The following is a 24,743-nucleotide window of genomic DNA, read 5'->3' as shown; positions in this document are numbered from 1 at the left end:
GTCGCTTGACGCATACTCCGCCAATGGGTTGCATACGTTCTGTGATCGTGCACCCCGCTCCACCTCCCTGTTCACTTGTCTCCGTCAGGGCATCGTCACGGGCAGGAGGTGCCGCGCCGTGGACCCGGTGATCATCGTCGGAGCGGGGCCCGTCGGGCTCGTGCTCGCCCTGGCGCTGGCCCGTCAGGAGGTGCCGTCCGTCGTACTGGACGAGGGGCCCGGCAAGGACGAACCCCGCCCGGCGCGCACGGTCCTCCTGCGCGAGGACACCGCTGCCCTGGTGGAGCGGCTGACCGGAGTGGCGCTCGGTGAGCTCGGCGTGCGCTGGGCCGGATGGCGGTCTCTTCGGCGCAAGCAGGTGATGGGCGAGGTCACCTTCAGCGAGGCGGACCCCGCCCCGCTGCACATCGCCCAGCATGTGGTCACGGGCGCCCTGCGCGCCGCCATCGCCGGCCAGCCCCTGGTGAAGACGGCTGTGGACAGCCGCCTGGACGCGATCGAGCAGGAGCGTTCCGGCATCACCGCGCACACCCGTGGGGCACAGGGAACCTGGTGGCGCGGGAGTTACCTGGTCGGCTGCGACGGCCCCCGCTCCACCGTGCGCAAACTCCAGGACATCCGCTTCCCGGGCCGTACGGCGGTGGAGCGGCACGCGGTCGCCGCGCTGCGCACGGAACTTCCGTGGGAGGGCCGGGCGTTGCTCCACCGGGCGCCCCCGTGGAGGCAGTCCGGGCCCCCGGCCGGGGAGGTGATCGCCCGCCCCCTCCCGGACGGCGTGTGGCGCCTGGACTGGTTGCTGCCGCCGGGCAAGGACCTGGTCACGCCCGAGGTTGTGCTGACCCGGATCCGCGAGACGCTCGCGGGCTGGACCGACGGCCCCACCCCGGCGTACGAGTTGCTCGACACCGGTGTCCACACAGTGCACCACCGGCTGGCCCGCCGATGGCGTGTCGGCCGGGTCCTGATCGCCGGGGACGCGGCCCATCTGCTCGGCGCGCTCGGCACCCAGGGGCTCGACGAGGGCCTCCGGGACGCCGACAACCTCGCCTGGAAGCTGGCCGTGGCCTGGCACCACGGCCCGTACGACGCACTGCTGGACAGCTACCAGGCCGAGCGGCGCGCGCTGATCGCCGCCCGGCTGCGCGCCGCCGACCAGGCCCTGCCGGTCTTGCGGGGCTCCGGCGGCCTGCGTCAGATGGTCCCAGGCACGGCCCGGGGCCACGACGTGCTGCTCACGGACGGTCATCTGGGGCGCGGGCCCCTCGGTGCGCCGGGGGCGTACGCCGACTCCCCGCTGGCGCCTCGGCACCTGCAGGGCGAGATCCCGGTCGGCACCCCGCCCGGCGCGCAGGTCACCGACGTACGGGTCACCGCGGAGGACGGTTCCTTCGTACAGCTGCGCGACCGGCTGGGCCGCGGCGCCCTGCTCGTCGTCCTGATCGCGCCGGGCACGGGTGTGTGGGACCGCAAGCACTGGGTCTCCGCCGGGGTGATGCCCAGGCTCGCGGCCGCCGTGGCCGCGCTGCCGCACCCCGCCGAGCTGCTGGTCGCCGAGAGCTACCCGGGTGCGCCGGCGCACAGCGTGCTGCTCGTGCGCCCCGACGGTCACCTGGTCACCGCGCTGAGCGGGGTCCGCCCGGCCGACCTGTACGCGGCGGCGGAGGCGACGCTCGGCGGCGCGGTGCGGGAGAACGAGAAGGAGGAGGCGGAGGCCGGCTCCGGCATGCGCTGATTCCGCGCCGGCTGAGCGCCGACTGTGCGCTTCCTCACCCTCCGTCCACATGGTGACAGTGAGTTGACCGAAGTGCACCGACATGCTGTACTCCGGACCATGACCGACACCTGCGTGCGCCTGTGGCGGAGGGTCCATATGGACCTCATCCGCTATGCGGGCTGCGTGTGTCGCCCGTCCTGCTGAATTCGCCTCCCCACTTTCCGGGCGCCGTCGTGCGCCCGCTCCGCGAACCCTCTTCAGGACGGTGTGTACGTGTCTGTCCCGCTTCCTTCCGTGTCCCCTGCCGTCGGCTCGGCACCCACGCAGGCGGACCTCCTCGACTTCGTACGGCGCACGGCCGCCGATGCCGAGCTGATCGCTTCCCTTCCGCTCGACCCGGAAGGCCGCACCTGGGTGCGGCTTCAGGGACCGGGTGGCAGCGAGGCGTGGCTGATCGGCTGGCCGCCCGGCACCGGCACCGGCTGGCACGACCACGCCGACTCGGTCGGCGCGTTCCTCACGGCCTCCGGTGAGCTGAAGGAGTATTCGCTCGCCGCCCGGCTGCCCACCGACGGCTGGAAGACCCTGGAACTGGCCGGGGGCGTCGACCGCGCACGCCGGCTGCCGGTCGGTGAAGGCCGCGCCTTCGGCCACCACCATGTCCACGAGGTACTCAACGAGTCCCGCGACCGACACGCGATCTCCGTCCACGCCTACTACCCCCCGCTGCCGCGCATCCGCCGCTACAGCCGCGCGGGCCAGGTGCTGCGCCTGGAGCAGGTCGAACGCCCGGAGGACTGGCAGTGAGCGACACCATCCGCCAGCCTCCGGTCGGCGTCGACGAGTTGCTGGAGCGGGTGCGCACGGGCTACCGGCGCATCGAGGCGCGTGAGGCGCACGAGGCGGCGCGTACGGGCGAGGCCCTGCTGGTCGACATCCGGTACGCCGCCCTGCGCGAGCGGGACGGGCTGATTCCCGGTGCCCTCGTCATCGAGCGCAACGAGCTGGAGTGGCGTCTCGATCCGCAGGGCAGCCACCGCGTCCCCGAGGCCACCGGCCACGACCTGCGCGTCGTGGTGATCTGCAACGAGGGCTACGCCTCCAGCCTCGCCGCCGCATCCCTGCACCAACTGGGCCTCCACCGGGCAACGGACCTGGTGGGCGGCTTCCAGGCGTGGCGGGCGCAGGGACTCCCGGTGGAGCCGGCGAGCGCCTGATCCGGGGCTGCTCCGGGAACCTGCCCCCTACTCCTTCGCCGTGGCCACCGTCACCGCCCGCACCCGGAGCGCCGCCCGCCCCGGGAGCGCACTGGCCACGAACGCGAGCAGGCCGGCGATCCCGACGACGGCTGCGTAGAGCAGGGGCGTGACCGCCGGCGCCGCCCGGCCCGTCATCCCGACGCTGAACGCGGTGAGCACGGCGAGGGCGATCCCGCTGCCGAGCGAGGTGGCGAGGAACAGGACGGACAGCACCTCGGTGCGCAGCATGCGGAGCACCTGGCGGCGGGTCGCACCGGCGAGGCGGAGCAGGGCGAACTCCCGGACACGCTCCGCCACGGACATGGCGAGGGTGTTGACGACGGCGATGGCGGTGAAGGCCAGCACGAGCCCCATGGCGAGATAGTTGACCTCGGCGTTCGTCCGCTGCCGGTCGGCCTGCAGGGCGTCCGCGTCGGCCGGCGAAAGAATCCGCAACCCCGGGAACTCACGGAGTGTAGTCGCGAGTTGTGTCTGTGTACGGGTCGTGCCGACGAGGACGGAGGAGGCGAGCGGGTTGTCGACGTGGCGGGCGACGAGGTCGTGGGAGAAGGTGAGGTCACCGAAGCCGAGACCGCGGGCGTAGACGGCGGCGACGGTGAGCGTGGCGGGTGTGCCGTCACCGAGGGTGAGTTTCAGGGTGCTGCCGGGCTTCACATGGTGCTGGTCCGCGGCCAGTTGACTGACGGCGACCGTGCCGGGGCCGAGCCTGTCGAGGGAGCCGGCGGTGACCTGCGGGTCCCAGGTGCGGGCCAGACCCGCCGGGGTGACGCCCTGCGCGGGGTACTTGTCGAGGCCGACGCGGACGGTCGTACGGACGACCTCGGTGACGATGTCGTGCCCCGCGCGCAGCCGTTGTGCGGCCTCGGCGGGGACACCCGGTCCCTGCGCGGCGACGACCCAGTCGGCTCGGACGCCGTCCCGGACCTGGCTGCGGGCCGCGTCGCCGAGCGTGGACTGGACGAACAGCACGGTGCAGGTCATGCCGATGAGCAGGGTGAGGGGGGTGACGACGGAGGCCATGCGGGCGGCGTTGCCGCGCAGGTTGGCGGTGGCGAGGCGGCCGCCGTGGCCGGTGAGCCGGAGCGGGCCGGCGAGCAGCAGCGCAGCCGCCTTGACCAGCAGCGGACCGAGCAGGGCGACGGAGGTGCACAGGACGACGACGGCGAGGAAGGTCACGGGCGTCGAGGCGGGTTCGGTGCGCAGGGAGGTGAGGACGACGACGAGGACGGCTCCACCGGCGAGCAGCAGCAGTCCGGCGGCGATCCGCCCCCAGGCGGGCCGGGTCCGCTCGGTCCTGGCCTCGGCCAGAGCCTCGGCCGGGCGGATCCGGGCGATCCTGCGCGAGGCGATCCGGGCCGCGGCCCAGGCGCCGAGCAGGGTGGCGGCGAGGGCGGCGAGCGGCGGGAAGACACCGCCGGTGTGCTCGAGCGTGTCGGGTACGGCGCCCAGGGCGACGAACCTGGAGTACAGCCAGCCTCCCAGCGGCAGCCCGAGCAGCGCTCCCACGGTGCCGGCCACCGCGCCGACGATCAGCGCCTCCCGGCCGAGCAGCCTGCGGATCTGTCCGGATGTGGCGGCGATGGCGCGGAGCAGGGCGAGTTCGCGGTGGCGCTGCTGCACGGTGAGCGCGAAGGTGCCGACGACCACGAGCACCGCCACCAGCAGCGAGGTCCCGCCCATGGCACCGCCCATGCTGACCAGCCGGGTGCGGGCGGCAGCCGCGTCCAGGAACTCGACGGGCCCGCGGGCGGCTCCGCTGCTGACCTGGGCGGTGGCGCCGTGCAGAGCCCGCGCCACGGCGTTCCGCACCCGCTCGGGGTCCGTCCCCTTGGCCGGCAGCACTCCGAACGCGCTGACCTGCCCCGGGTGCGCGGCCAGCCGGCGGGCCTCGGCGGCCGAGAAGAACAGGGACGTCTGGTGGCGTACGACGGTGGCCGGGGTGGCGACACCGGTGATGTGGTAACCACGCGGGGCTCGCGTGGACTGCACGGTGAGCCGGTCACCCGGCCGCAGCCCGGACCGTGCCGCGAGGTCGCTGTCGATGACCAGCTCGTCGTCGGACCTGGGCGCGCTGCCGGCGGTCAGCCGGTACGGCGTCAACGGGGCGGACTGCCAGGCGTGCCCGTAGGCGGTGCGGCCGCCGGTGCCTGCCGGGGTCAACGGCTGGGCGAGGAAGGTGAGTTCGGGTACGACCCGGGCCACGCCGGGGACGTGGGAGAGTCTGGTGCGCAGTCCCTCCGAGAGCCATGCACGCTCGGCGATGGGCTTCGCCTTGTGCTTGACCTTGGTCTTGCCCTTCTTGTGCTTGACGGTGGTCTGGTGGACGTACTGGTCGCCGGAGACCACGACGGGAGCGGCGGCGTAGCGCTCGGTGCGGACGGTGCCGCGCAGGCCGGTGTCCAGGAGGGTCCCGCAGGCGGTGATCAGAGCCGCCGCGCACATCAGCGCGAGGAAAGCGCCGAGAAATCCCGCCTTTCGCGCGCGGACTGTCCGTAGGGCGTATCGCAGTGTCATCGGGCGGGCTCTCTTCTATTGTACGCGTCGGCCGGGGTCGTACGCGGCCGGCCTCGGCAAGGGTGCGTGCCGTGGTCCGGAGCGTGCGTACAGGTTCGTCCGTGGGTGCCCGGGAGAGCACTGCGGTGGCCCGGCGTCTTCGGTGGGGGTTAACCCCACCGAGGACCTTCAGGAGCCCGGAGAGACCCGCGATCCGGAACTGCCCTGCTCCGCAGGCTCAGAAGTCCCCTTCTCCGAGGAACTCCGTGTCCTCGCCCTCCTCTTCCAGGGCCTGGCGGACGACGCGTAGGGCCATGCCCTCGGGGTAGCCCTTGCGGGCGAGCATGCCGGCGAGACGGCGGAGCCGCTTGTCGCGGTCGAGGCCACGGGTGGCGCGCAGTTTGCGGGCCACGAGTTCGCGGGCCGTCGTCTCCTCCTGCTCGGAGTCGAGCTGGGAGACGGCCTCGTCGATCAGTGTCGAGTCGACCCCCTTGGTGCGCAGCTCCTGGGCGAGGGCCCGGCGCGCGAGCCCCCGGCCGTGGTGCCGGGACTCCACCCAGGCGTCCGCGAACGCGCTGTCGTTGATCAGCCCGACCTCCTCGAACCGTGACAGCACCTCCTCGGCCACGTCCTCGGGGATCTCCCGTTTGCGCAGTGCGTCCGCGAGTTGCTTGCGGGTGCGCGGGGTCCCGGTGAGCAGGCGCAGGCAGATCGCCCGTGCCCGCTCAGCCGGGTCCCCTGAAGACTCCCCCCGCTCGGCCCTCGACGAGGAAGGGGTGCCTTCGTCCTCACCGGGCGCGTCCCCGAAGCCGCGCCGCCGTCGGCCACGCCCCCGGCCGCCCCGCGGGCCGACGCCACCGCCGGAGCCACGGCCGGGCGAGCCGCTCCCGTACGGCTCGCCGCCCGTGCCGTCCGGGTGGGCGTCGCCGTCGTCCCCGCGCCCTCCGGTTCCGCCGTACTCGGCGTGCTCGTCGTGTCCGTCATCCCGGTGTCCGTCGTCACCGCCCGGGACGGAGGACGGGTAGCCGCCGGTGCCCCTCCCCCGGGGGGCACCGGGGGTGGCGTACTCGTACTCGGCCCAGTCGGTTCGTCGTGTCACGGTCAGCTCTTGGCTGCGGCGGCCTTGGGCTTGGTGGCCTTGGCGGCCGCCGGGGCGGGCGCCGCCTTGGCGTCGTCGGCGGCAGCGGTGACCGCCGCGTCCGCGCCCGGCTCGGCGGCGGGCTCCTCCGGCCGGACACCGACGCCCAGCTTCTCCTTGATCTTCTTCTCGATCTCGTTGGCCAGGTCGGGGTTGTCCTTGAGGAAGTTGCGCGCGTTCTCCTTGCCCTGGCCGAGCTGGTCGCCCTCGTACGTGTACCAGGCGCCGGCCTTGCGGACGAAGCCGTGCTCCACGCCCATGTCGATCAGGCCGCCCTCACGGCTGATGCCCTGGCCGTAGAGGATGTCGAACTCGGCCTGCTTGAAGGGCGGCGCGACCTTGTTCTTGACGACCTTGCAGCGGGTGCGGTTGCCGACCGCCTCCGTGCCGTCCTTCAGGGTCTCGATGCGGCGGATGTCGATACGCACCGAGGCGTAGAACTTCAGCGCGCGGCCACCGGTCGTGGTCTCCGGGGAGCCGAACATCACGCCGATCTTCTCGCGGAGCTGGTTGATGAAGATGGCGGTGGTCTTGGACTGGTTGAGCGCACTGGTGATCTTCCGCAGGGCCTGGCTCATCAGACGGGCCTGCAGACCCACGTGGCTGTCGCCCATCTCGCCCTCGATCTCCGCGCGCGGGACGAGCGCGGCGACGGAGTCGATGACGATCAGGTCGAGGGCGCCGGAGCGGACCAGCATGTCCACGATCTCCAGGGCCTGCTCGCCGTTGTCGGGCTGGGAGAGGATCAGGTTGTCGATGTCGACGCCGAGCTTGCGCGCGTACTCGGGGTCGAGGGCGTGCTCCGCGTCCACGAAGGCGACCTGGCCGCCGGCCTTCTGGGCGTTGGCCACGGCGTGCAGGGTCAGGGTCGTCTTACCCGAGGACTCCGGGCCGTAGATCTCGACGACACGGCCGCGCGGCAGGCCACCGACGCCGAGGGCGACGTCGAGTGCGGTCGACCCGGTCGGGATGACCTCGATGGGCTCCTTCGACCGCTCGCCCATGCGCATGACCGCGCCCTTGCCGAATTGCCGTTCAATCTGTGCGAGCGCGGCGTCGAGCGCCTTCTCGCGGTCGGTTCCTGCCATGGGTTCCACCCGGTTTGCTTGAGTCGATCGCTTCACGTCAAAGACGCTAACGCCTGCCACTGACAATGCGCCCCGACGCAGGTCCAGCCTGTGGATAACCGACGGACTTCCCCCCGCAAAACGGGATGAAATCCACTGCCGCCAGCCTCGCCTGAGCCTCCATATGAATGGATGTTCGATTTTTGTGTCAAGTACACCCCCGTGTGATCCGGGAGTGGCTCCGCCGGCCTCGGACACCGCTACTCCCGCTGGTGTACGGCGGGTGCCTTCGGCCGGACGACGACCGCCCTGGCCCCTCGCGGGAGCCTTGGCCCATGAAGAATCCCCGCGTCGTCGACCGCCTCTGTCACGCGACGGGGCTGCTCCTCGTCCTGTCGGGTCTCGTGCACCTGGTGGTGTTCGCGGTCGACGGCGGCCCGTGGGACGGCCCCGTCTCCTGGCGCAAGCCCGTCACGTTCGGGCTCTCCTTCGGGCTCACCTTGATGGCGATCACCTGGGTCACGTCGTACCTGCGCATCGGCCCGCGACTGCGCTCGGCCCTGCTGCTGGTCTTCGCCGCCGACTGCGTGATGGAGGCTGGTGGGATCACCCTTCAGGCGTGGCGCCGGGTGCCCTCACACCTGAACATGGAGACCCGCTTCGACACTGCGGTGTCCATGACGCTCGCGGTGGGCGGCGGTGTCCTGGTCGCGCTGCTCACGGTCTTCGCCGTCGCGTCGTTCCGGTACCGTCCGGCGGGCCCCGCCGGCATGCCGCTCGCGGTCCGCTCAGGGTTCGCGATCCTGCTGGTGGCGCTGGCCTCCGGGGCGGCGATGATCGCGCGCGGGGTCGTGCTGACTCGGACCGGCCACCAGGAAGCCGCCTACCACTCGACGGCTCCGTTCAAGCCCTTGCACGGCGTGAGCCTGCACGCCGTGCTCGTCCTGCCCGCGCTGGCCCGGCTGCTGTCCCTCTCACCCTGGAGCGAACGGACACGCCGGCGGATCGTGGCCACGGCGACTTGCTGTTACACGGCTGCGGTCGCCGGTGCGGGAGTGTGGACGGTGCTGACGTACTGAAGACAGAAACGGGGCGACACCGGCTCCTGGGCTCCTGGGCTCCTGAGAGCCCGTCGGCCCTACGCCTCCTCCGTCGCCTCCGGCTGCCCGGCCCGCAGTCGGCGTATGCGCGCCAGCATCCCGGGGCCGCCCGGCCCCCGGCTGCGGTGCCCGTGCACCCTGGGGTCGTCCATGACGGTGTACCGCTTCACATAGGCGCCGAGGAAGGCCTGGAGCGTGGCAACCGCCGGGATGGCGATCAGCGCGCCGACGGCGCCCAGCAGCGCGGTGCCCGCGATGACGGAGCCGAAGGCGACCGCCGGGTGGATGTCGACCGTCTTGGCCGTCAGCTTGGGCTGGAGCATGTAGTTCTCGAACTGCTGGTAGATCACGACGAAGACCAGCACCCACACCGCGTACCAGGGTTCGACGGTGAACGCGATCAGCATCGGCAGCGCCCCCGCGAGGTAGGTGCCGATGGTCGGGATGAACTGCGACACCAGGCCCACCCAGACGCCGAGCACGGGCGCGTACGGCACGCCCAGGGACTGGAGCAGGATGTAGTGGGCGATGCCGGAGATGAGCGCCATCAGGCCGCGCGAGTAGAGATAGCCGCCCGTCTTGTCGACGGCGATCTCCCAGGCGCGCAGTACCTCGGCCTGGCGGGCGGGCGGCAGGACGGAGCACAGCGCACGGCGCAGCCGGGGGCCGTCGGCGGCGAAGTAGAACGAGAACAGCCCCACCGTCAGCAGCTGGAACAGGCCGCCGAGTACCTGAGCGGAGACGTCCAGGACACCGGCGGCGCTGTTCTGCGCGTACTTGCGCAGCCAGTTGGAGTGGAGCAGGCCCTCCTGGATGTCCACCCGCCGGAGCTCCATGTGGAAGGTGTCATTGATCCAGTTGATGAGCGAGTCAAGGTAGGCCGGGAAGCCCTCGACCATCTTGATGATCTGCCCGGCCAGCATGGAGCCGAGCAACGTGACGAACCCGGCGGTGACGATCGTCAACCCGAGGAAGACCAGGAAGGTGGCGAGCCCCCGACGCATGCCGCGGGCGGCCATCCGGCTCACCGCGGGCTCTATCGCGAGAGCCAGGAAGAACGCGATCAATATGTTGATCAACAGCCCGGTCAGCTGGTGGAAGGCCCAGCTGCCGAGCTGGAACGCGGCGATCAGCGCGAGCGCGAGCACCATGGCGCGCGGCAGCCAGCGCGGCATGCGGCCGCCCGGAGCGACGGCGCCGGGGGCCGGGGGCCGGTCCGGCGGGGTCGTACCGGTCGGTGCCGCTTGCCGGGGCAGCGGCTCGTTGGTCTCGTCAGTGGGTGCCACGCGCCCAGTCTCGCCCACACCGCCGACAACCGGCGTCCACCTGCGATCTTCGTGACCGATCGGTGCCGTAGGGCCCAACCCCTTCAGGGATGATCGGGTCGTTTCGGGCAGCCGCTGAGCGCCTCAGCGCCGCTCGCCGGGCACGCCCATGACCGTGCAGACCACACGCCACACGTCCTTCGCGTCCCAGCCGGCGTCCAGCGCCTCGTGCACCGTGCGCCCGCCCAGCTCCGACATGACGTGATCGCGCGCGAAGGTGTCGGCGTACCCCGGACCGAAGTGTTCCGCCATCCGCTGCCAGAAGACCGTCAACCGCATGACTCCAGTATCCCGCCCCTGGGGGTGGGCCCCGGCCGGGAGCGCTTGCCGAGACCGCTTTCCGCCCTACGGTCTGACGCATGGCCGAAACCGGAGCTTCCCCACTCCCCTCCACGCCCCCGGCGCGTTCCCCGCTCTTCCGCGCCGAGCAGTTCGTGTGGCTCACCGCGCGCGTGCTGGAGCAGCGCCTCTTCGCTCACCACTTCCTGCACGGCACCCCGGACGCCGTGGAAGCGGCCCTGGACGCCTACCGCAACGAGGACGGCGGGTACGGGCACGCGCTGGAACCGGACCTGCGCGGCCCCGTGAGTCAGCCCCTGCACACCGCGCACGCCTTGCGCGTCCTCGATGCCGTCGGGCGCTGCGGCGGGCAGCGGGTGGAGCGCGTGTGCCGCTATCTGACCGCGGTCTCCACCGCGGACGGCGCCCTGCCGGCCGTCCATCCCAGCCAGCGCGGGTATCCGGTGGCGCCGTTCGTCACGGTCGTCGACGATCCTCCCAGCGAGCTGCTCGCCACCGGACCGGTGGTCGGGCTGCTGCACCGCAACGAGGTGTGGCACGCCTGGCTGTTCCGGGCCACCGACTTCTGCTGGCAGGCGGTGGAGTCCCTGGAGAAGTCCCACCCGTACGAGGTGGAGGCCGCCGTGGCGTTCCTGGACTCCGCTCCCGACCGTTCGCGCGCGGAGGCCGCCGCGGACCGGCTCGGGCGCCTGGTGCGGGAGCAACGCCTCGCGGCACTGGACCCGGACCGGCTCGACGCGTATCCGGTCGCGTCCGGCTACGCCCCCGGCGAGCACCACTTCCCGCACGACTTCGCCAGGAGTCCGGAGTCGGTCGCGCGCGCGTGGTTCACGGACGACGAGATGGCACGGTCCCTGGACCACCTGGCCGCCGAGCAGCAGGACGACGGCGGCTGGCCGGTCCGATGGCGGCAGTGGGCGCCGGCCCCCGCGCTGGAGTCCCGCCCCCTGGTGACGATCGAGGCGCTGCGCACACTGCGGGCCTACGGCCGTTTCGTGGGCTGAGCCAGTGCCGCGCGGCGGTTGATCGTGCCGCACACGGCGGCCGAAGCGTACCCGTACGCGCGCGGGCCGGTACGTGCTCGGACCGCTACGAGCTCGGACCGGCCCGCGCGCGGACCGGCCGTGTGTGCCCTGCCGGCCCGCGTCGGTCACGCGTCACCTCACCCGCCAAGGGCCCGTACGCCCGCTGTCACCACCACGGCCGCCGCGACGACCAGCAGGAACGGTGCGCGCAGCACCAGCGCCACGGCGGCCGCGCCGAGCCCCGCGACCCGTGCGTCCAGCACGAGCGCGTGCCCGTCGGCGAACGTCTGCTGAGCCGTGAGCGCCGCCAGCAGGGCGACGGGCAGCAGGGCGGCGAGCCGCCGTACCCACGGCCGCTCCATGGCGCCCGCGGGCACCAGCAGCCCGGCGAGCTTGACGGCGTAGCAGCCGAGGGCGGTCAAGCCGATCGCGATCCAGGTGTTCACCGGTGCTCCTCCGCTCCGGCGCCGCCGGGCGATCCGTCCGTTGGGTCGCCCGGTCGGCCGCGCCCCCTTCGGCGGCCCTCGGCGACGAGGGTGATCGGTGCCGCCAGAGCAGCCACCAGCACCGGAACGCCGGCCGGGAGCGCGGGCAGCAGGCCAAGGCCCAGAAGGACCGCCAAGGCCGCTACCGCACGCTCGGTGGTCGTCCGCAGCATCGGCGCGAGCAGCGCCAGGAACACGGCGGGCCCTGCCGCGTCCAGGCCCCACGCGCGCGTGTCGCCGATGGCCTTGGCACCGAGCGCGCCGAGCAGCGTGGTGAAATTCCAGAGGACGTACAGCGTGAGCCCGGTGACGGTGAAGCCGATGCGCCGGGCCCGCCGGGTCGGCTGTGCCAGGGTGACCGCCGTGGTCTCGTCGATCACCCACTGGGCGGCCAGCGGCCGTACCGCGCGCGGGAGGACGAGCAGCTGCGACAGCCGCAGCCCGTAGAAGGCGTTGCGGACGCCGAGGAAGAAGGCACCGGCGGCCGCCGTGAACGGACTGCCTCCGGCGGCGAGCGCTCCGACCAGGGCGAACTGGGAGGCGCCGGTGAAGACCAGGAGACTGAGCGCGCAGGTCTGGAGCAGTCCGAGTCCGCTGCCGGCCGAGGTCACCCCGAAGGCGAATCCGGACAGGCCCACGGCGACGCCGACTCCGAGGGCGTCCCGTACGACGGTCCGGTCGGGCCTGTCCGCGCCGTCGGCGGTCATGTCCGCGAGTGCTGTCCGCTGTGCCACGCCCCGGACGGTACGGGCGGCTCTCAGCCCGGGTCTTGTACGTTCTTGCGCCCGCGTCCGCTCCCGGAGGCGCCCGTGTTCCTGCGCTCGCGCTGGTAGGCCCCGGGGGGCACACCGACGATCCGCGTGAAGTGCCGGTTGAGGTGGGGCTGGTCGGTGAAACCGACGGCGACGGCCGCCTCGGCGAGGGGGGTGCCCGCGTCCAGCAGGAGCCGCGCGCGGCGTACCCGGGCGTCGGTCAGCCACGTGTGCGGCGGCATGCCGTAGGTGTCACGGAACGCGCGCAGCAGCGCGAACGGGCTGGTGCCGAGGTCGGTGGCCAGCCGTTCCAGGGTCGGCGGCTCGGCCATCCGCTCGGCCAGCGCGTCACGCGCGCGTGCGGCGACGCCGGCCCCGGCCGTGCGGACCGGCCGGGGCGGCAGCGGGCCGCCGTTCAGCCGCAGCAGCCTGGTGACCGCGACCCGCAGCAGCGTGTCGGCGGCGAGTGCGTTCCCCTCGTCCGCGGCACGGAGCACGCGGTGGACGAGGCGTACGGCGCGAGGGTCGTCGAGCACGGGGCTGACAAAGCCGGGCGCGCCCCGGATGGTGGTGGTCTCGGCGGCGATCGCGGCCACCACCTCGGGCGAGGGGTAGAGCGCGCCGTACCGCCAGCCCTCGGGGACGCCGGCGCGGCCGGTGTGCGGGGTGTCCGGATTGACCAGCGCGAGGGCTCCCGCGCCCGCGGAGACGTCGGAGCCGCGGTGGTGGAAGACCTCGACGCCGTCGGCTATGGCCGCGATGACGAAGTGCTCATGGGTGTGCCGGGCGAAGGTCTTGCGGATGTACCGGGCGCGTAGCAGGTCCACGCCCGGCAGGTCGTCGTACTGCCAGTGCCGCGCCCGCTCCACCGGCCGGTCCCCGCCCGTCCCCCCACCGGTCCGTTCGCCGCTCCACCCCGCTCCGCCCGCCATACGCCCATTCTCCGCCCCACCGCCCACGACCGGCCCCTTCCCCTCCCCAGCGCACGACGTTTGCCCAGGTCAGCGCGATTGTCAGTGGCCGGGTGCAGGATGGACGCATGGTCAGCTCCGCACACCGAGCCCTCGACGGCTTCTCCCCCGCGACCCGCGGCTGGTTCACGGGGGCGTTCTCCGCGCCCACCGCGGCCCAGGCCGGCGCGTGGCAGGCCATCGGCGCGGGTTCGGACGTGCTGGTGGTGGCCCCGACCGGATCGGGCAAGACGCTGGCCGCGTTCCTCGCCGCCCTGGACCAGCTGGCCTCGACCCCGCCCCCGGCCGACCCGAAGAAGCGCTGCCGGGTTCTCTACGTGTCCCCGCTGAAGGCCCTCGCGGTCGACGTCGAGCGGAATCTGCGCAGCCCGCTCACCGGCATCCGGCAGGAGTCCATGCGCCTCGGCCTGCCCGAGCCCGAGATCAGGGTCGGCATCCGCTCCGGCGACACCCCGGCGGCCGAGCGGCGCGCCCTGTCCACCCGCCCCCCGGACATCCTGATCACGACCCCCGAGTCGCTGTTCCTGATGCTGACCTCGGCCACGCGTGACGCGCTGACGGGCGTGGAGACGGTGATCCTCGACGAGGTGCACGCCGTCGCGGGCACCAAGCGCGGCGCCCATCTCGCGCTCTCCCTGGAGCGGCTGGACGAGCTGTTGCCGAAGCCCGCCCGGCGGATCGGCCTGTCGGCGACCGTCCGCCCGGTGGACGAGGTGGCCCGCTATCTCTCGCCGCGCCGCAAGGTGGAGATCGTCCAGCCGGAGTCCGGCAAGGAGTTCGACCTGTCCGTGGTCGTCCCGGTCGAGGACATGGGCGAGCTGGGCGGCGCCCCCGCGGCCGACGCGGGCGAGGGCGCGGAGCGGCCGTCGATCTGGCCGCATGTGGAGGAGCGGATCGCCGACCTGGTCCAGTCCCACCGCTCCACGATCGTGTTCGCCAACTCCCGGCGCCTGGCCGAGCGGCTGTGCAACCGGCTCAACGAGATCGCCTACGAGCGGGCGACCGGCGAGCCCCTGGACGAGCACCACTCCCCGGCCGAGCTGATGGGCGGCTCGGGCGCGGCCCAGGGTGCGCCCCCGGTGATCGCCCGCGCGCACCACGGCTCGGTCTCCAAGGAGCAGCGCGCCCTGGTCGAGGAGGATCTGAAGGCGGGCCGGCTGCCCGCCGTGGTCGCCACGTCCAGCCTGGAGCTGGGCATCGACATGGGCGCTGTCGACCTGGTCGTGCAGGTCGAGTCCCCGCCCTCGGTCGCCTCCGGGCTGCAGCGCGTCGGCCGCGCCGGACACCAGGTGGGCGCCGTCTCCACCGGTGTCGTCTTCCCCAAGTACCGCGGAGACCTCGTCCAGGCGGCCGTGGTCACCGAGCGGATGCGCTCGGGTTCGATCGAGTCCCTGAGGGTGCCCGCGAACCCGCTGGACGTGCTCGCGCAGCAGCTGGTCGCCATGACGGCGCTGGACACCTGGCAGTTCGACGACCTGCTCGCCGCGGTCCGCCGTGCGGCCCCGTTCGCGTCGCTGCCCGAGTCGGCGTTCACGGCGGTCCTCGACATGCTCGCGGGCCGCTATCCGTCGGACGCGTTCGCCGAGCTGCGCCCACGCGTGGTGTGGGACCGCGTGACCGGCGAGATCACCGGCCGCCCGGGCGCCCAGCGCCTCGCCGTCACCTCCGGCGGCACGATTCCCGACCGTGGCCTCTTCGGTGTCTTCCTCGCCGGTTCCGACCCCAAGAAGGGCGGCGGCCGGGTCGGTGAGCTGGACGAGGAGATGGTGTACGAGTCCCGCGTGGGCGACGTCTTCACGCTGGGCACGAGTTCCTGGCGCATCGAGGACATCACCCGCGACCGGGTCCTGGTCTCCCCCGCGCCCGGCGTGCCCGGCCGGCTCCCGTTCTGGAAGGGCGACCAGCTCGGCCGCCCGCTCGAACTGGGCCGCGCGGTGGGCGCGTTCCTGCGCGAGGTCGGCTCGCTCCGCAAGGACGACGCCCGGCTGCGCCTGCTGGCGGCGGGCCTGGACGCCTGGGCGGCGGACAACGTCCTGTCGTACCTGGACGAGCAGCGCGAGGCCTGCGGCCACGTCCCGGACGACCGCACGATCGTCGTGGAGCGCTTCCGCGACGAGCTGGGCGACTGGCGCGTCGTCGTCCACTCCCCCTTCGGCGCCCAGGTCCACGCCCCCTGGGCCCTCGCGCTCGGCGCCCGCCTGTCCGAGCGGTACGGCATGGACGCGCAGGTCATGCACGCCGACGACGGCATCGTGCTGCGCCTGCCCGACGCCGATCTGATGGGCCTGGACCTGCTCGACCAGGCTCCGTCGAAGGCCGGCACGGAGTACGACAGCGAGCAGGCACCGGTCGGAGCGGCGGACGTCGCCTTCGACAAGGGCGAGGTCGACCAGACGGTCACCGACCAGGTCGGCGGCTCCGCCCTGTTCGCCGCCCGGTTCCGCGAGTGCGCCGCCCGCGCGCTGCTGCTGCCGCGCCGCAACCCCGGCAAGCGCACCCCGCTGTGGCAGCAGCGTCAGCGCGCGGCTCAACTGCTGCAGGTGGCGAGCGAGTTCGGTTCGTTCCCCATCGTTCTGGAAGCGGTCCGCGAATGCCTCCAGGACGTCTTCGACGTCCCCGGGCTCGTCGAGCTGATGGGCGACATCGAGTCCCGCAAGGTGCGCCTGGTCGAGGTCACCACCCCGGAGCCGTCCCCGTTCGCCCGCTCCCTCCTGTTCGGTTACGTCGCCCAGTTCCTGTACGAGGGCGACTCCCCGCTCGCCGAGCGCCGCGCCGCCGCACTCTCCCTGGACTCGCGGCTGCTGGCCGAGCTGCTGGGCCAGGCTGAGCTGCGCGAACTGCTCGACGCCGACGTGCTGACCGAGCTGGAGCGCGAGCTGCAGTGGCTCACCGAGGACCGCCGGATCAAGGACGTGGAGGCTGTGGCGGACGTGCTGCGGCTGCTCGGTCCGCTGACCGACGCCGAACTGGTCGCGCGGGGCGCGGACGCGCAGTGGGCGCGGGAGCTGGCCGGCGCGCGCCGGGCCATCAAGGTCCGGATCGCCGGCGCCGACCACTGGGCGGCGGTCGAGGACGCGGGCCGGCTGCGCGACGCGCTCGGCACGGCACTGCCGGTCGGGGTGCCCGAGGCCTTCACCGAGCCGGTCAAGGACCCACTGGGCGATCTCCTCGCCCGGTATGCGCGCACGCACGGCCCGTTCACGTCGGCCACGGCGGCGGCCCGCTTCGGCCTCGGTGTGGCGGTCACCGAGGGCGCCCTGCAGCGGCTCGCCGGGACCGGCCGGGTCGTCCAGGGTGAGTTCCATCCTGCGGGCATCGGTCAGGAGTGGTGCGACGCGGCCGTACTGCGCCGCCTGCGCCGCCGTTCCCTGGCGGCTCTGCGGCATGAGCTGGAGCCCGTGCCGCCGGCCGCGCTGGCCCAGTTCCTGCCGCAGTGGCAGCACATCGGCAAGGGTCACGGCCTGCGCGGCATCGACGGACTGGTGCGCGCCGTCGAGCAGTTGCAGGGCGCCTCCGTGCCCGCCTCCGCGCTGGAGAAGCTGGTCCTGCCCTCCCGCGTGGCGAACTACACGCCCTCGATGCTCGACGAGCTGACCGCCGCGGGTGAAGTGGTGTGGGCCGGCGCGGGTGCTCTGCCCGGCAAGGACGGCTGGGTCTCCCTCTATCTGGCGGACGCGGCCCCCCTGCTGCTCCCGCCGGCCCACCCCCTGGAGCTGACCGCGCTCCACCAGTCCGTCCTGGACACGCTCTCCGGTGGCTACGGCCTGTTCTTCCGTCAGATCGCCGACCAGGTCCGTGCCACCACCCACCCCGACGCCACCGACCCCCAACTGGCCGACGCGCTCTGGGACCTGGCCTGGTCGGGCCGGCTCACCAACGACACCCTCGCGCCGATGCGCGCACTCCTGGGATCCGGTCGTACGGCGGGCTCCACGGCCCACCGCGCCAAGCGCAGTGTCCCCCGCGGGCGCTACGGCTCCCTGACGGCCGCCGCGCGGACGGCGTCGCGTACGGGCCCGCCGACCGTCGCCGGCCGCTGGTCCCTGCTCCCCGCGGCCGAACCGGACGCCACCGTGCGCGCCCACGCACTGGCGCGCACCCTCCTGGACCGGCACGGCGTGGTCACCCGCGGGGCGGTCGCCGCGGAGGGGATCGAGGGCGGCTTCTCGGCGGTGTACCGCGTGCTGTCCGTGTTCGAGGAGAGCGGCCAGGCGCGGCGCGGGTATGTGGTCGAGGGCCTGGGTGCGGCCCAGTTCGCCATGGACGGCGCGGTGGACCGGCTTCGCGCGGTGTCCAACGCCCGGGACCGCGGCGAGAGCCTGACCGCGTCCGCCCGCCAGGACGGCTTCGCCGCGCCGGGCCTGCCGAGCGACTTCACCGGTCCGGCCTTCTCCGACGGCTTCGGTGCGACCGACGGCTCACCGCACGACCACGCGCTCCCCGGCGCCTTCGACGGAGCCGACGGCGGCTTCGCGCACCCCGGCCTCGACGGCGACTTCACCTGGCCACCCGCGGACCCGCCGGCCGCCCCCGGCGACTACGTCTCCCCCCGCGACCTCGCCGACCCCTTCGCCTCCCCCGGCTACGGCGGCCCCCGCGGAGGCGGCCCGGGCGCCTACGGCTCACCGGCGAACCGGGGGTACGGCAGCGGTCGTACGAGCAGGTCCTCCCCCGACGCCCGTGCCGTGGTCCTCGCCGCGGCCGACCCCGCCAACGCCTACGGCGCGGCCCTCTCCTGGCCCGAGCCACCGACCGGTGCCGGGCACAAGCCGGGCCGCAAGGCGGGCTCGCTGGTCGTCCTGGTCGAGGGTGAGCTGACGCTGTACATGGAGCGCGGCGGCAAGACGCTGCTGGCCTGGCCCGCCGGCCCGGACACCGCGGCGCCGGACGACCCCCGGCTGCGCACGGCCGCGGATGCCCTGGCCGCGGCGGCCCGCGCGGGCTCCCTCGGCACGGTCACGGTCGAACGGATCAACGGCGCCCAGGCCCTGACCTCGCCGGCAGGCGCCCTCCTCGAGGCGGCGGGCTTCGTGGCCACCCCCCGCGGCCTGCGCCTGAGACCGTGACCCGAAGAGGCGCGGGGCACCGCGCGACCAGCCCCGGTACACCGCGGCCGGGAACCCACCGTGGCACCCTTGACGCATGCCCGAAGGTGACACGGTCTGGCAGGCCGCGAGGCGGCTGCACGAGGCCCTCGCGGGCAAGGCGCTGACCCGCAGCGACTTCCGGGTGCCGAAGTACGCGACGGTCGACCTCACCGGCCGTGCGGTGCTCAGCACCATCCCGCGCGGCAAGCACCTGCTCACCCGCTTCGAGGGCGGCCTGACCCTTCACACCCATCTGCGGATGGAGGGCACGTGGAAGGTGTACGGCACCGGCGAGCGCTGGCGGGGCGGCCCCGCACACCAGATCCGGGCGATCCTCGGCACCGCCGACCGCACGGCCGTGGGCTACCGCCTCCAGGTGCTGGAGCTGCTGCGCACGAGCGAGGAGGAGCAGATCGTCGGCCATCTGGGCCCCGACCTGCTCGGCCCGGACTGGGACCCCGAGCGCGCGCTGGCCAACCTCCTCGCCGACCCCGCCCGCCCGCTCGGTGAGGCCCTGCTCGACCAGCGCAATCTCGCCGGCATCGGCAATGTCTACAAGAGCGAGCTGTGCTTCCTGCTGGGCGTCACCCCCTGGCTGCCGGCCGGCGCGCTGCCCGCGGAACGCGCCGGGAAACTGCCCGCGCTCGCCAAGAAGCTGCTGGAGGCGAACCGCGACCGCCCGGTCCGGCAGACCACGGGCCTGCACCGGCACGACCTGTTCGTCTACGGCCGCGCACCCCGCCCCTGTCTGCGCTGCCACACCCCGGTCCGGGTGGCCGACCAGGGCGACGGCACCCAGGAACGCCCCACCTACTGGTGTCCCACCTGCCAGACCGGCCCCGCTCCCGCCCCCGGCGCACCGCAGCGCTGGCGCGACCGCTATCCCCGCCGCAGCGCCTGACGCCGTACCGGCAACCCGCCACGGACCCGGGACGCCACCGGACCGACGGCACACGAACCGCCCACCGCACAGCAATTGACGCCCCGTCAGATCCGCTCGTACGGTCCTTCCATGCCCCTCACCCCGTACGACCTCACCGGACGCACCGCGTTCGTCACCGGAGCCGCCGGCGGTATCGGCCGGGCCTCCGCCGTCGGGCTCGCCGAGGCGGGCGCGGAGGTGCACTGCGCCGACCGGGACGCGGACGGTCTGCGCGGCACGGCGGAACTGATCGAGAAACGCGGCGGCACGGCTCGTACGCATGTCCTGGACGTCACGGACCGGGCGGCCCTGGCCGAGGCCGTCCGCTCCTGCGGGCGTCTGGACGTGATGGCGGTGATCGCCGGGATCATGCACAGCAGCCCCGTGCTGGAGACCCGCGACGAGGATCTCGATCGGGTGCTGAACGTCAACTTCAAGGGAGTGCTGTACGCCTGCCAGGAGGCGGCGCGTCTGATGCTGGCCCGTGGCACCCGGGGCAGCATCGTCACCATGGCGTCCGGCGCGGTCGACACCGGGGGCCCCGGACTGCTCTGCTACGGCGCGGCGAAGGCGGCCGTCGTCCAGTTGACGAAGACGCTGGCCACCGAGGTCGGACGGCACGGCATCCGGGTCAACGCGATCGCGCCGGGCTGGATCCGCACCCCGATGACCGACCGCCACGACCGCGAGGCGCAGGCGCACACCGAGACCGTGATGGCCCGTATGTCACCGCTGGGCCGGGTCGGCGAGCCGGAGGACGTCGCACACGCGGTGCTGTATCTGGCGTCGGACGCGTCGGCGTTCACGACCGGTCAGATACTTCGCCCGAACGGGGGCGTCGCGATGCCCTGGTAGCGCCCCCCGTGCGCCAGGCGGCCGCCCAGCGCCCCCTCGGCAACGCGTCGTCCGCCTGCCCCTTGGGCACACAGTGCACCGGCAGCAGGCCCAGCCCCCACCCGCCGGCCGCGACGGCGCCCTCCAGAACGCCCGCACCCTGCCCCAGGGCGATCCGCAGCACGGCCCACCACCACACCGCACCGAGCCCCAGCGCCGCCGCCCAGCGCACTATCCGCCCCACCATGGCCACCATCACCTCCTGCGGGACGCTAGATCGCCGCCGGCCCCGCACGGCAGGCGCACCAACGGGCTCACGGATGCATCACGGGACAGCCCGCTACGCGTTCTCCGCCTGGAACATCCAGTGATGCTTCTCCAGGTCCGCGGTGATCCCGATGAAGATGTCCTGGGTCACCGGATCGGGCTCGCCGGTCGCGGCCACGCGTTCCCTCATCCGGGCGATCACCGCGCCCAGGGCGTTCACCATCGCCCCGACCGCATCCGTGTCCTTGATCCAGCCCGCCGCCGTGGCCCCGATTCCGCTGTCGGACGCCACGGTGGCAGCGCGTCCGTCGGGCGAGACGCCCAGCGCCGAGGCCCGCTCGGCCACGGTGTCGGAATGGGTGCGCGCCGAGGTCACGACCTCGTCCAGCTGAAGGTGGATGGAGCGGAAGCGGGGTCCCACCACGTTCCAGTGGATCTGCTTGGCGATCAGGGAGAGGTCCACCAGGTCGACGAGGGCACCCTGCAGTGCCTCGGACACGGTCTTCAGGTCCGCGTCGGTCAACGGGCTCTTCACGACGTACATCCGCTTCCTCCGATGCTGGGCGCGCCGTCACATCCCTCCACCATGACCGCACCACCCAACCCCGGCAAACGGATGCGTACCGGACCGGATACGGCAGAAACCCCGGCCGCCTCGACCAGGGTTTCCCTGGAGAGCCGGACGGGGCCTCGACACGTATGGGGTTTCTTCGGGGGCCGCCGCGTGCCTTACGCGGCCACCACGTCCACCGCCTCGGCGGGCGCCTTGATGGTCACCCGTTCCGGTGGCACGCCGGTCACCGACACCGAACCCAGCATCGGCCGAACCGACGCGGGCACGGGCTCGGTGGCCCGGGCGGACTGGGCCAGCTCGGCGAGCGCCAGCTCGTCGCTCACTTCCCGCATGAGTTCCGACATCCGTACGTCCAGCGCGTCGCAGATGGCGGAGAGCAGCTCGGAGGAAGCCTCCTTCTGCCCCCGCTCCACCTCGGAGAGATAGCCGAGTGAGACTCGGGCGGACGAGGAGACTTCGCGCAGAGTACGGCCCTGGCGTTGGCGCTGCCGACGCAGCACGTCACCCAGCAGGCGACGGAGCAGAATCATCGGTGGCTCCCTCCTCGGACCGCGTAGCCGCATCCTTCTCGCCCCACCGTACCGCCTTGCGCCGCGGCCGTGCGGGGAGCGATGTCGTGTTCACTCAGGGCTGCAAACATCAAAACCCCCCGTTCCGTTCCGTATCCTGTGCCCGCTCATTCCCAGTCTGTTCGCCCGCAAGCTCTCTCAGAAGCAGTGCGAGTACGCTCCGTACACTCTCCATACGAATTTCCGCACGGCTGCCGTTCAACCGCAGGGCCTCCACTTTTCCGCCACCGGCAGAACCGAGGTGGTCCGTGAGCGGCCCCTCGACGGCCACGAAGACCGTCCCGACGGGTTGGCCGTCCTGTGGGTCGGGGCCGGCGACTCCGGTGGTCGCGACGCCCCAGTCGGCGCCCAGAGCCTTCCGTACTCCGGCTGCCATCTGGCCCGCGACCTGCGGATCCACCGCTCCTCGCTGCGCCAGCAGGGTGGCGTCGACACCCAGCAGCTCATGCTTCAGCTCGGTGGCGTAGGCGGTGACCGAGCCCCGGAACACCTTGGACGCCCCGGGGACCGAAGCGATCTCCGCCGCCACCAGGCCACCGGTGAGCGACTCGGCGACGGCGAGGGTCTCGCCCCTCACGGTCAGTAGTCGCACCAGTTCGGTGGCCTGTGAGCTCACGCTTCCTTCTCCTCCAACGCTGCCGCGCGCTCGGCGATTCCCTGGCGGCGCAGCACAATGGCTTGTCTTACATAGTCGAGGCCGGTGACGACGGTGAGGACGACGGCCGCGGCCATCACCCAGAACCGCAAAGTGGCCAGCCATCCGGTCAGCGCCAGGACGTACATCCCGACGGCCACTCCCTGGGTGAGGGTCTTGAGCTTGCCCCCACGGCTGGCCGGGATCACGCCATAGCGAATGACCAGAAAACGCAGCAGGGTGACGCCGAGTTCCCGGCCGAGGATCACGGCCGTCACCCACCACGGCAGATCGCCCAGGCCCGACAGACAGATGAGCGCCGTCCCCATGATCGCCTTGTCGGCGATGGGGTCGGCGATCTTCCCGAAGTCGGTGACCAGGTTGTACGTGCGCGCCAGGTGCCCGTCGAAGAGGTCGGTGATCATGGCGATGGCGAAGGCCGCCCAGGCCAGCGAGCGCCAGGCCGGGTCGTAGCCGCCGTTCGCCAGCATCAGCGCCACGAAGCCGGGCACCAGGACCAGCCGGAGCATGGTCAGCAGATTGGCGACGTTCCAGACGCTGGCCTGGTTGACGGCCGCGGCCGCGATCTTGCCGCCGCGCGGTGCCCTGCCGCCGTCCTCGGGGCCTGAAGCAGAACCGGAGACCTCGGACGCCACGCCGTCGGCAGCGGCGGCGGAACCCCGGGCGCCGTGCGCGCCGGAGGAGCCGCCCGCGGCGGATGCCGGGACTCCGGTCATCTGCCCGCCTCCTCACTACACGCGAGCGAGCCGGCCAGCGGCTCGGCCACCAGGTCGACACCTTCCGTACCGACCACCTTTGCCTCGACCATACGTCCGACGCCGAGGCCCTCGCCGCTCGTGAGGAGCACCTGGCCGTCGGTCTCGGGCGCCTGGTGCGCGGCGCGGCCGTACACGCCCTCCTCCTCGTCGACGGACTCGACCAGGACGTGCACGGTTTCCCCGACGCGCTCCTCGGCCCGCTGCGAGACCAGTTCCTCGGCCAGCCGGGACACCCGCGCGAGACGCTCGGCGACGACGTCCTCGTCGAGCTTGTCGTCGTACGTCGCCGCCTCCGTGCCCTCCTCGTCGGAGTAGCCGAAGACACCGATGGCGTCCAGGCGGGCGCCGGTCAGGAAGCGCTCCAGCTCGGCCAGGTCCGCCTCGCTCTCGCCGGGGAAGCCGACGATGAAGTTGGAGCGCACGCCGGCCTCGGGGGCCTTGGAGCGGATCGTGTCGAGCAGCTCCAGGAACCGGTCGGTGTCGCCGAAGCGGCGCATGGCGCGCAGCACGTCGGGCGCGGAGTGCTGGAAGGACAGGTCGAAGTACGGGGTGACCTTCGGGGTGGAGGTCAGCACGTCGATGAGGCCGGGGCGCATCTCGGCGGGCTGCAGGTAGCTCACCCGCACCCGCTCGATGCCGTCGACCTCGGCCAGCTCCGGCAGCAGGGACTCCAGCAGGCGGATGTCGCCCAGGTCCTTGCCGTAGGAGGTGTTGTTCTCGGAGACCAGCATGATCTCCTTCACGCCCTGCTCGGCCAGCCAGCGGGTCTCGTTCAGCACGTCGCTGGGGCGGCGGGAGATGAAGGAGCCGCGGAAGGACGGGATGGCGCAGAAGGAGCAGCGCCGGTCGCAGCCGGAAGCGAGCTTCACCGAGGCGACCGGGGAGCCGCCCAGGCGGCGGCGCAGCGGCGCGCGGGGGCCGGAGGCGGGTGCCACGCCCTGCGGGAGGTCGGCCGGGCCGTGCCCCGGGAGGGCCACGGACGCGGCCGACTCCTGGCGCTCGGCCGGGCTGACCGGGAGCAGCTTGCGGCGGTCGCGCGGGGTGTGGGAGGCGTGGATGCCGCCGGACAGGATGGTCTGCAGGCGGTCGGAGATGTCCGCGTAGTCGTCGAAGCCGAGCACGCCGTCGGCCTCGGGCAGCGCCTCGGCCAGCTCCTTGCCGTACCGCTCGGCCATGCAGCCCACCGCCACCACGGCCTGGGTTCTGCCATGATCCTTGAGGTCGTTGGCCTCGAGGAGGGCGTCGACCGAGTCCTTCTTCGCGGCCTCGACGAAGCCGCAGGTGTTGACCACGGCGACATCGGCGTCCGCGGCGTCCTCCACGAGCTGCCAGCCGTCCGCCTCCAAACGGCCTGCGAGCTCTTCGGAGTCCACCTCGTTACGGGCGCAGCCGAGAGTGACAAGGGCGACGGTACGGCGTTCAGGCATGGGCTCAAGACTACTTCGTCT

General features: G+C 72.9%; 22 protein-coding genes. 9 read left to right on the top strand and 13 right to left on the bottom strand.

The window, feature by feature from the left end; genetic code table 11:
• The first annotated feature begins 118 nt into the window (after window positions 1-118).
• The 4 genes from ACZ7HQ_RS06005 to ACZ7HQ_RS05990 all read left to right on the top strand — a co-directional run bounded on the left by ACZ7HQ_RS06005 (window position 119) and on the right by ACZ7HQ_RS05990 (window position 2,931).
• Window positions 119-1,732 carry an FAD-dependent monooxygenase gene (locus tag ACZ7HQ_RS06005; protein ID WP_470985311.1) on the top strand — a complete coding sequence of 538 codons (1,614 nt, stop codon included), beginning with the start codon at window positions 119-121 and terminating at the stop codon, window positions 1,730-1,732.
• A 99-nt stretch (window positions 1,733-1,831) separates the two neighbouring features.
• Entirely contained in the window at window positions 1,832-1,918 is an 87-nt protein-coding gene (locus ACZ7HQ_RS06000) for a putative leader peptide (RefSeq protein ID WP_310875732.1), read from the top strand.
• A gap of 90 nt (window positions 1,919-2,008) precedes the next feature.
• Entirely contained in the window at window positions 2,009-2,521 is a 513-nt protein-coding gene (locus ACZ7HQ_RS05995) for a cupin domain-containing protein (RefSeq protein ID WP_470985310.1), read from the top strand.
• On the top strand, window positions 2,518-2,931 hold the full coding sequence (locus tag ACZ7HQ_RS05990) for a rhodanese-like domain-containing protein (protein ID WP_470985307.1): 414 nt from the start codon (window positions 2,518-2,520) through the stop codon (window positions 2,929-2,931). Before ACZ7HQ_RS05995 ends, ACZ7HQ_RS05990 begins: the two co-directional genes overlap by 4 nt.
• Before the next feature lie 27 nt (window positions 2,932-2,958).
• Here ACZ7HQ_RS05990 and ACZ7HQ_RS05985 read toward each other — a convergent pair whose 3' ends face one another.
• From ACZ7HQ_RS05985 to recA, 3 genes are all read right to left on the bottom strand, one after another.
• Entirely contained in the window at window positions 2,959-5,487 is a 2,529-nt protein-coding gene (locus ACZ7HQ_RS05985) for an ABC transporter permease (RefSeq protein WP_470985305.1), read from the bottom strand.
• Window positions 5,488-5,704: 217 nt separating this feature from the next.
• On the bottom strand, window positions 5,705-6,565 hold the full coding sequence (gene recX, locus ACZ7HQ_RS05980; RefSeq protein WP_470985304.1) for a recombination regulator RecX: 861 nt from the start codon (window positions 6,563-6,565) through the stop codon (window positions 5,705-5,707).
• Between the two features lie 2 nt (window positions 6,566-6,567).
• The gene (recA, locus tag ACZ7HQ_RS05975; RefSeq protein ID WP_470985301.1) at window positions 6,568-7,692 is read right to left on the bottom strand and encodes a recombinase RecA; all 1,125 of its coding nucleotides are present in this window, start codon (window positions 7,690-7,692) and stop codon (window positions 6,568-6,570) included.
• A gap of 314 nt (window positions 7,693-8,006) precedes the next feature.
• On the opposite strand from recA, the gene ACZ7HQ_RS05970 reads away from it, so the two are divergent.
• A complete protein-coding gene (locus ACZ7HQ_RS05970) occupies window positions 8,007-8,750 on the top strand; it encodes a hypothetical protein (RefSeq protein WP_470985298.1) in 744 nt (247 codons plus the stop codon).
• Window positions 8,751-8,809: 59 nt separating this feature from the next.
• On the opposite strand, the gene ACZ7HQ_RS05965 is transcribed toward ACZ7HQ_RS05970, so the two are convergent.
• Window positions 8,810-10,057 carry an AI-2E family transporter gene (locus ACZ7HQ_RS05965; protein WP_470985296.1) on the bottom strand — a complete coding sequence of 416 codons (1,248 nt, stop codon included), beginning with the start codon at window positions 10,055-10,057 and terminating at the stop codon, window positions 8,810-8,812.
• A gap of 123 nt (window positions 10,058-10,180) precedes the next feature.
• Window positions 10,181-10,375: a DUF3046 domain-containing protein gene (locus tag ACZ7HQ_RS05960; protein WP_470985292.1), complete on the bottom strand. Its 195-nt coding sequence runs from the start codon at window positions 10,373-10,375 to the stop codon at window positions 10,181-10,183.
• 80 nt (window positions 10,376-10,455) lie between these two features.
• On the opposite strand from ACZ7HQ_RS05960, the gene ACZ7HQ_RS05955 reads away from it, so the two are divergent.
• On the top strand, window positions 10,456-11,400 hold the full coding sequence (locus ACZ7HQ_RS05955; RefSeq protein ID WP_470985290.1) for a hypothetical protein: 945 nt from the start codon (window positions 10,456-10,458) through the stop codon (window positions 11,398-11,400).
• Between the two features lie 158 nt (window positions 11,401-11,558).
• Here the strand turns inward: ACZ7HQ_RS05955 and ACZ7HQ_RS05950 are convergent, their stop codons facing one another.
• From ACZ7HQ_RS05950 to ACZ7HQ_RS05940, 3 genes are read right to left on the bottom strand one after another with little or no spacing between them, the layout of a single operon-like run.
• On the bottom strand, window positions 11,559-11,867 hold the full coding sequence (locus ACZ7HQ_RS05950) for an AzlD domain-containing protein (RefSeq protein ID WP_470985287.1): 309 nt from the start codon (window positions 11,865-11,867) through the stop codon (window positions 11,559-11,561).
• Window positions 11,864-12,640 carry an AzlC family ABC transporter permease gene (locus ACZ7HQ_RS05945; RefSeq protein ID WP_470985284.1) on the bottom strand — a complete coding sequence of 259 codons (777 nt, stop codon included), beginning with the start codon at window positions 12,638-12,640 and terminating at the stop codon, window positions 11,864-11,866. Before ACZ7HQ_RS05945 ends, ACZ7HQ_RS05950 begins: the two co-directional genes overlap by 4 nt.
• 23 nt (window positions 12,641-12,663) lie before the next feature.
• Complete coding sequence (locus ACZ7HQ_RS05940) at window positions 12,664-13,590, bottom strand: AraC family transcriptional regulator (RefSeq protein ID WP_470985281.1); 927 nt, start codon at window positions 13,588-13,590, stop codon at window positions 12,664-12,666.
• Window positions 13,591-13,697: 107 nt separating this feature from the next.
• Here ACZ7HQ_RS05940 and ACZ7HQ_RS05935 point away from each other — a divergent pair, with 107 nt between their 5' ends.
• The 3 genes from ACZ7HQ_RS05935 to ACZ7HQ_RS05925 all read left to right on the top strand — a co-directional run bounded on the left by ACZ7HQ_RS05935 (window position 13,698) and on the right by ACZ7HQ_RS05925 (window position 20,493).
• Window positions 13,698-18,695 carry an ATP-dependent helicase gene (locus ACZ7HQ_RS05935; protein WP_470985278.1) on the top strand — a complete coding sequence of 1,666 codons (4,998 nt, stop codon included), beginning with the start codon at window positions 13,698-13,700 and terminating at the stop codon, window positions 18,693-18,695.
• Window positions 18,696-18,771: 76 nt separating this feature from the next.
• The gene (locus tag ACZ7HQ_RS05930) at window positions 18,772-19,617 is read left to right on the top strand and encodes an Fpg/Nei family DNA glycosylase (RefSeq protein WP_470985277.1); all 846 of its coding nucleotides are present in this window, start codon (window positions 18,772-18,774) and stop codon (window positions 19,615-19,617) included.
• Window positions 19,618-19,728: 111 nt separating this feature from the next.
• Complete coding sequence (locus ACZ7HQ_RS05925) at window positions 19,729-20,493, top strand: SDR family NAD(P)-dependent oxidoreductase (protein ID WP_470985275.1); 765 nt, start codon at window positions 19,729-19,731, stop codon at window positions 20,491-20,493.
• A gap of 319 nt (window positions 20,494-20,812) precedes the next feature.
• Here the strand turns inward: ACZ7HQ_RS05925 and ACZ7HQ_RS05920 are convergent, their stop codons facing one another.
• From ACZ7HQ_RS05920 to rimO, 5 genes are all read right to left on the bottom strand, one after another.
• A complete protein-coding gene (locus ACZ7HQ_RS05920; protein WP_470985272.1) occupies window positions 20,813-21,283 on the bottom strand; it encodes a Dps family protein in 471 nt (156 codons plus the stop codon).
• Between the two features lie 185 nt (window positions 21,284-21,468).
• Window positions 21,469-21,843 (bottom strand): helix-turn-helix domain-containing protein, encoded by a 375-nt coding sequence (locus ACZ7HQ_RS05915; protein ID WP_470985270.1) that lies wholly within the window; start codon window positions 21,841-21,843, stop codon window positions 21,469-21,471.
• A 109-nt stretch (window positions 21,844-21,952) separates the two neighbouring features.
• Window positions 21,953-22,498: a CinA family protein gene (locus tag ACZ7HQ_RS05910; protein WP_470985267.1), complete on the bottom strand. Its 546-nt coding sequence runs from the start codon at window positions 22,496-22,498 to the stop codon at window positions 21,953-21,955.
• Complete coding sequence (pgsA, locus tag ACZ7HQ_RS05905; RefSeq protein WP_470985264.1) at window positions 22,495-23,253, bottom strand: CDP-diacylglycerol--glycerol-3-phosphate 3-phosphatidyltransferase; 759 nt, start codon at window positions 23,251-23,253, stop codon at window positions 22,495-22,497. Before pgsA ends, ACZ7HQ_RS05910 begins: the two co-directional genes overlap by 4 nt.
• Window positions 23,250-24,722, bottom strand: a complete 1,473-nt coding sequence (gene rimO, locus ACZ7HQ_RS05900; protein ID WP_470985261.1) for a 30S ribosomal protein S12 methylthiotransferase RimO — start codon at window positions 24,720-24,722, stop codon at window positions 23,250-23,252. The genes pgsA and rimO overlap by 4 nt, the downstream gene beginning before the upstream one ends.
• Window positions 24,723-24,743 lie beyond the last annotated feature (21 nt).

This window comes from Streptomyces sp. NPDC037290, assembly GCF_055603245.1.
This window is presented reverse-complemented; position numbering and strand designations above follow the sequence as displayed.

Coding starts and splice junctions, on each gene's coding strand:
- ACZ7HQ_RS06000 (WP_310875732.1), top strand. CDS start 1,832: ATGACCGACACCTGCGTGCGCCTGTGGCGGAGGGTCCATATGGACCTC.
- ACZ7HQ_RS05985 (WP_470985305.1), bottom strand. CDS start 5,487: ATGACACTGCGATACGCCCTACGGACAGTCCGCGCGCGAAAGGCGGGA.
- recA (WP_470985301.1), bottom strand. CDS start 7,692: ATGGCAGGAACCGACCGCGAGAAGGCGCTCGACGCCGCGCTCGCACAG.
- ACZ7HQ_RS05970 (WP_470985298.1), top strand. CDS start 8,007: ATGAAGAATCCCCGCGTCGTCGACCGCCTCTGTCACGCGACGGGGCTG.
- ACZ7HQ_RS05960 (WP_470985292.1), bottom strand. CDS start 10,375: ATGCGGTTGACGGTCTTCTGGCAGCGGATGGCGGAACACTTCGGTCCG.
- ACZ7HQ_RS05955 (WP_470985290.1), top strand. CDS start 10,456: ATGGCCGAAACCGGAGCTTCCCCACTCCCCTCCACGCCCCCGGCGCGT.
- ACZ7HQ_RS05940 (WP_470985281.1), bottom strand. CDS start 13,590: ATGGCGGGCGGAGCGGGGTGGAGCGGCGAACGGACCGGTGGGGGGACG.
- ACZ7HQ_RS05935 (WP_470985278.1), top strand. CDS start 13,698: ATGGTCAGCTCCGCACACCGAGCCCTCGACGGCTTCTCCCCCGCGACC.
- ACZ7HQ_RS05930 (WP_470985277.1), top strand. CDS start 18,772: ATGCCCGAAGGTGACACGGTCTGGCAGGCCGCGAGGCGGCTGCACGAG.
- ACZ7HQ_RS05925 (WP_470985275.1), top strand. CDS start 19,729: ATGCCCCTCACCCCGTACGACCTCACCGGACGCACCGCGTTCGTCACC.
- ACZ7HQ_RS05920 (WP_470985272.1), bottom strand. CDS start 21,283: ATGTACGTCGTGAAGAGCCCGTTGACCGACGCGGACCTGAAGACCGTG.
- ACZ7HQ_RS05915 (WP_470985270.1), bottom strand. CDS start 21,843: ATGATTCTGCTCCGTCGCCTGCTGGGTGACGTGCTGCGTCGGCAGCGC.
- pgsA (WP_470985264.1), bottom strand. CDS start 23,253: ATGACCGGAGTCCCGGCATCCGCCGCGGGCGGCTCCTCCGGCGCGCAC.
- rimO (WP_470985261.1), bottom strand. CDS start 24,722: ATGCCTGAACGCCGTACCGTCGCCCTTGTCACTCTCGGCTGCGCCCGT.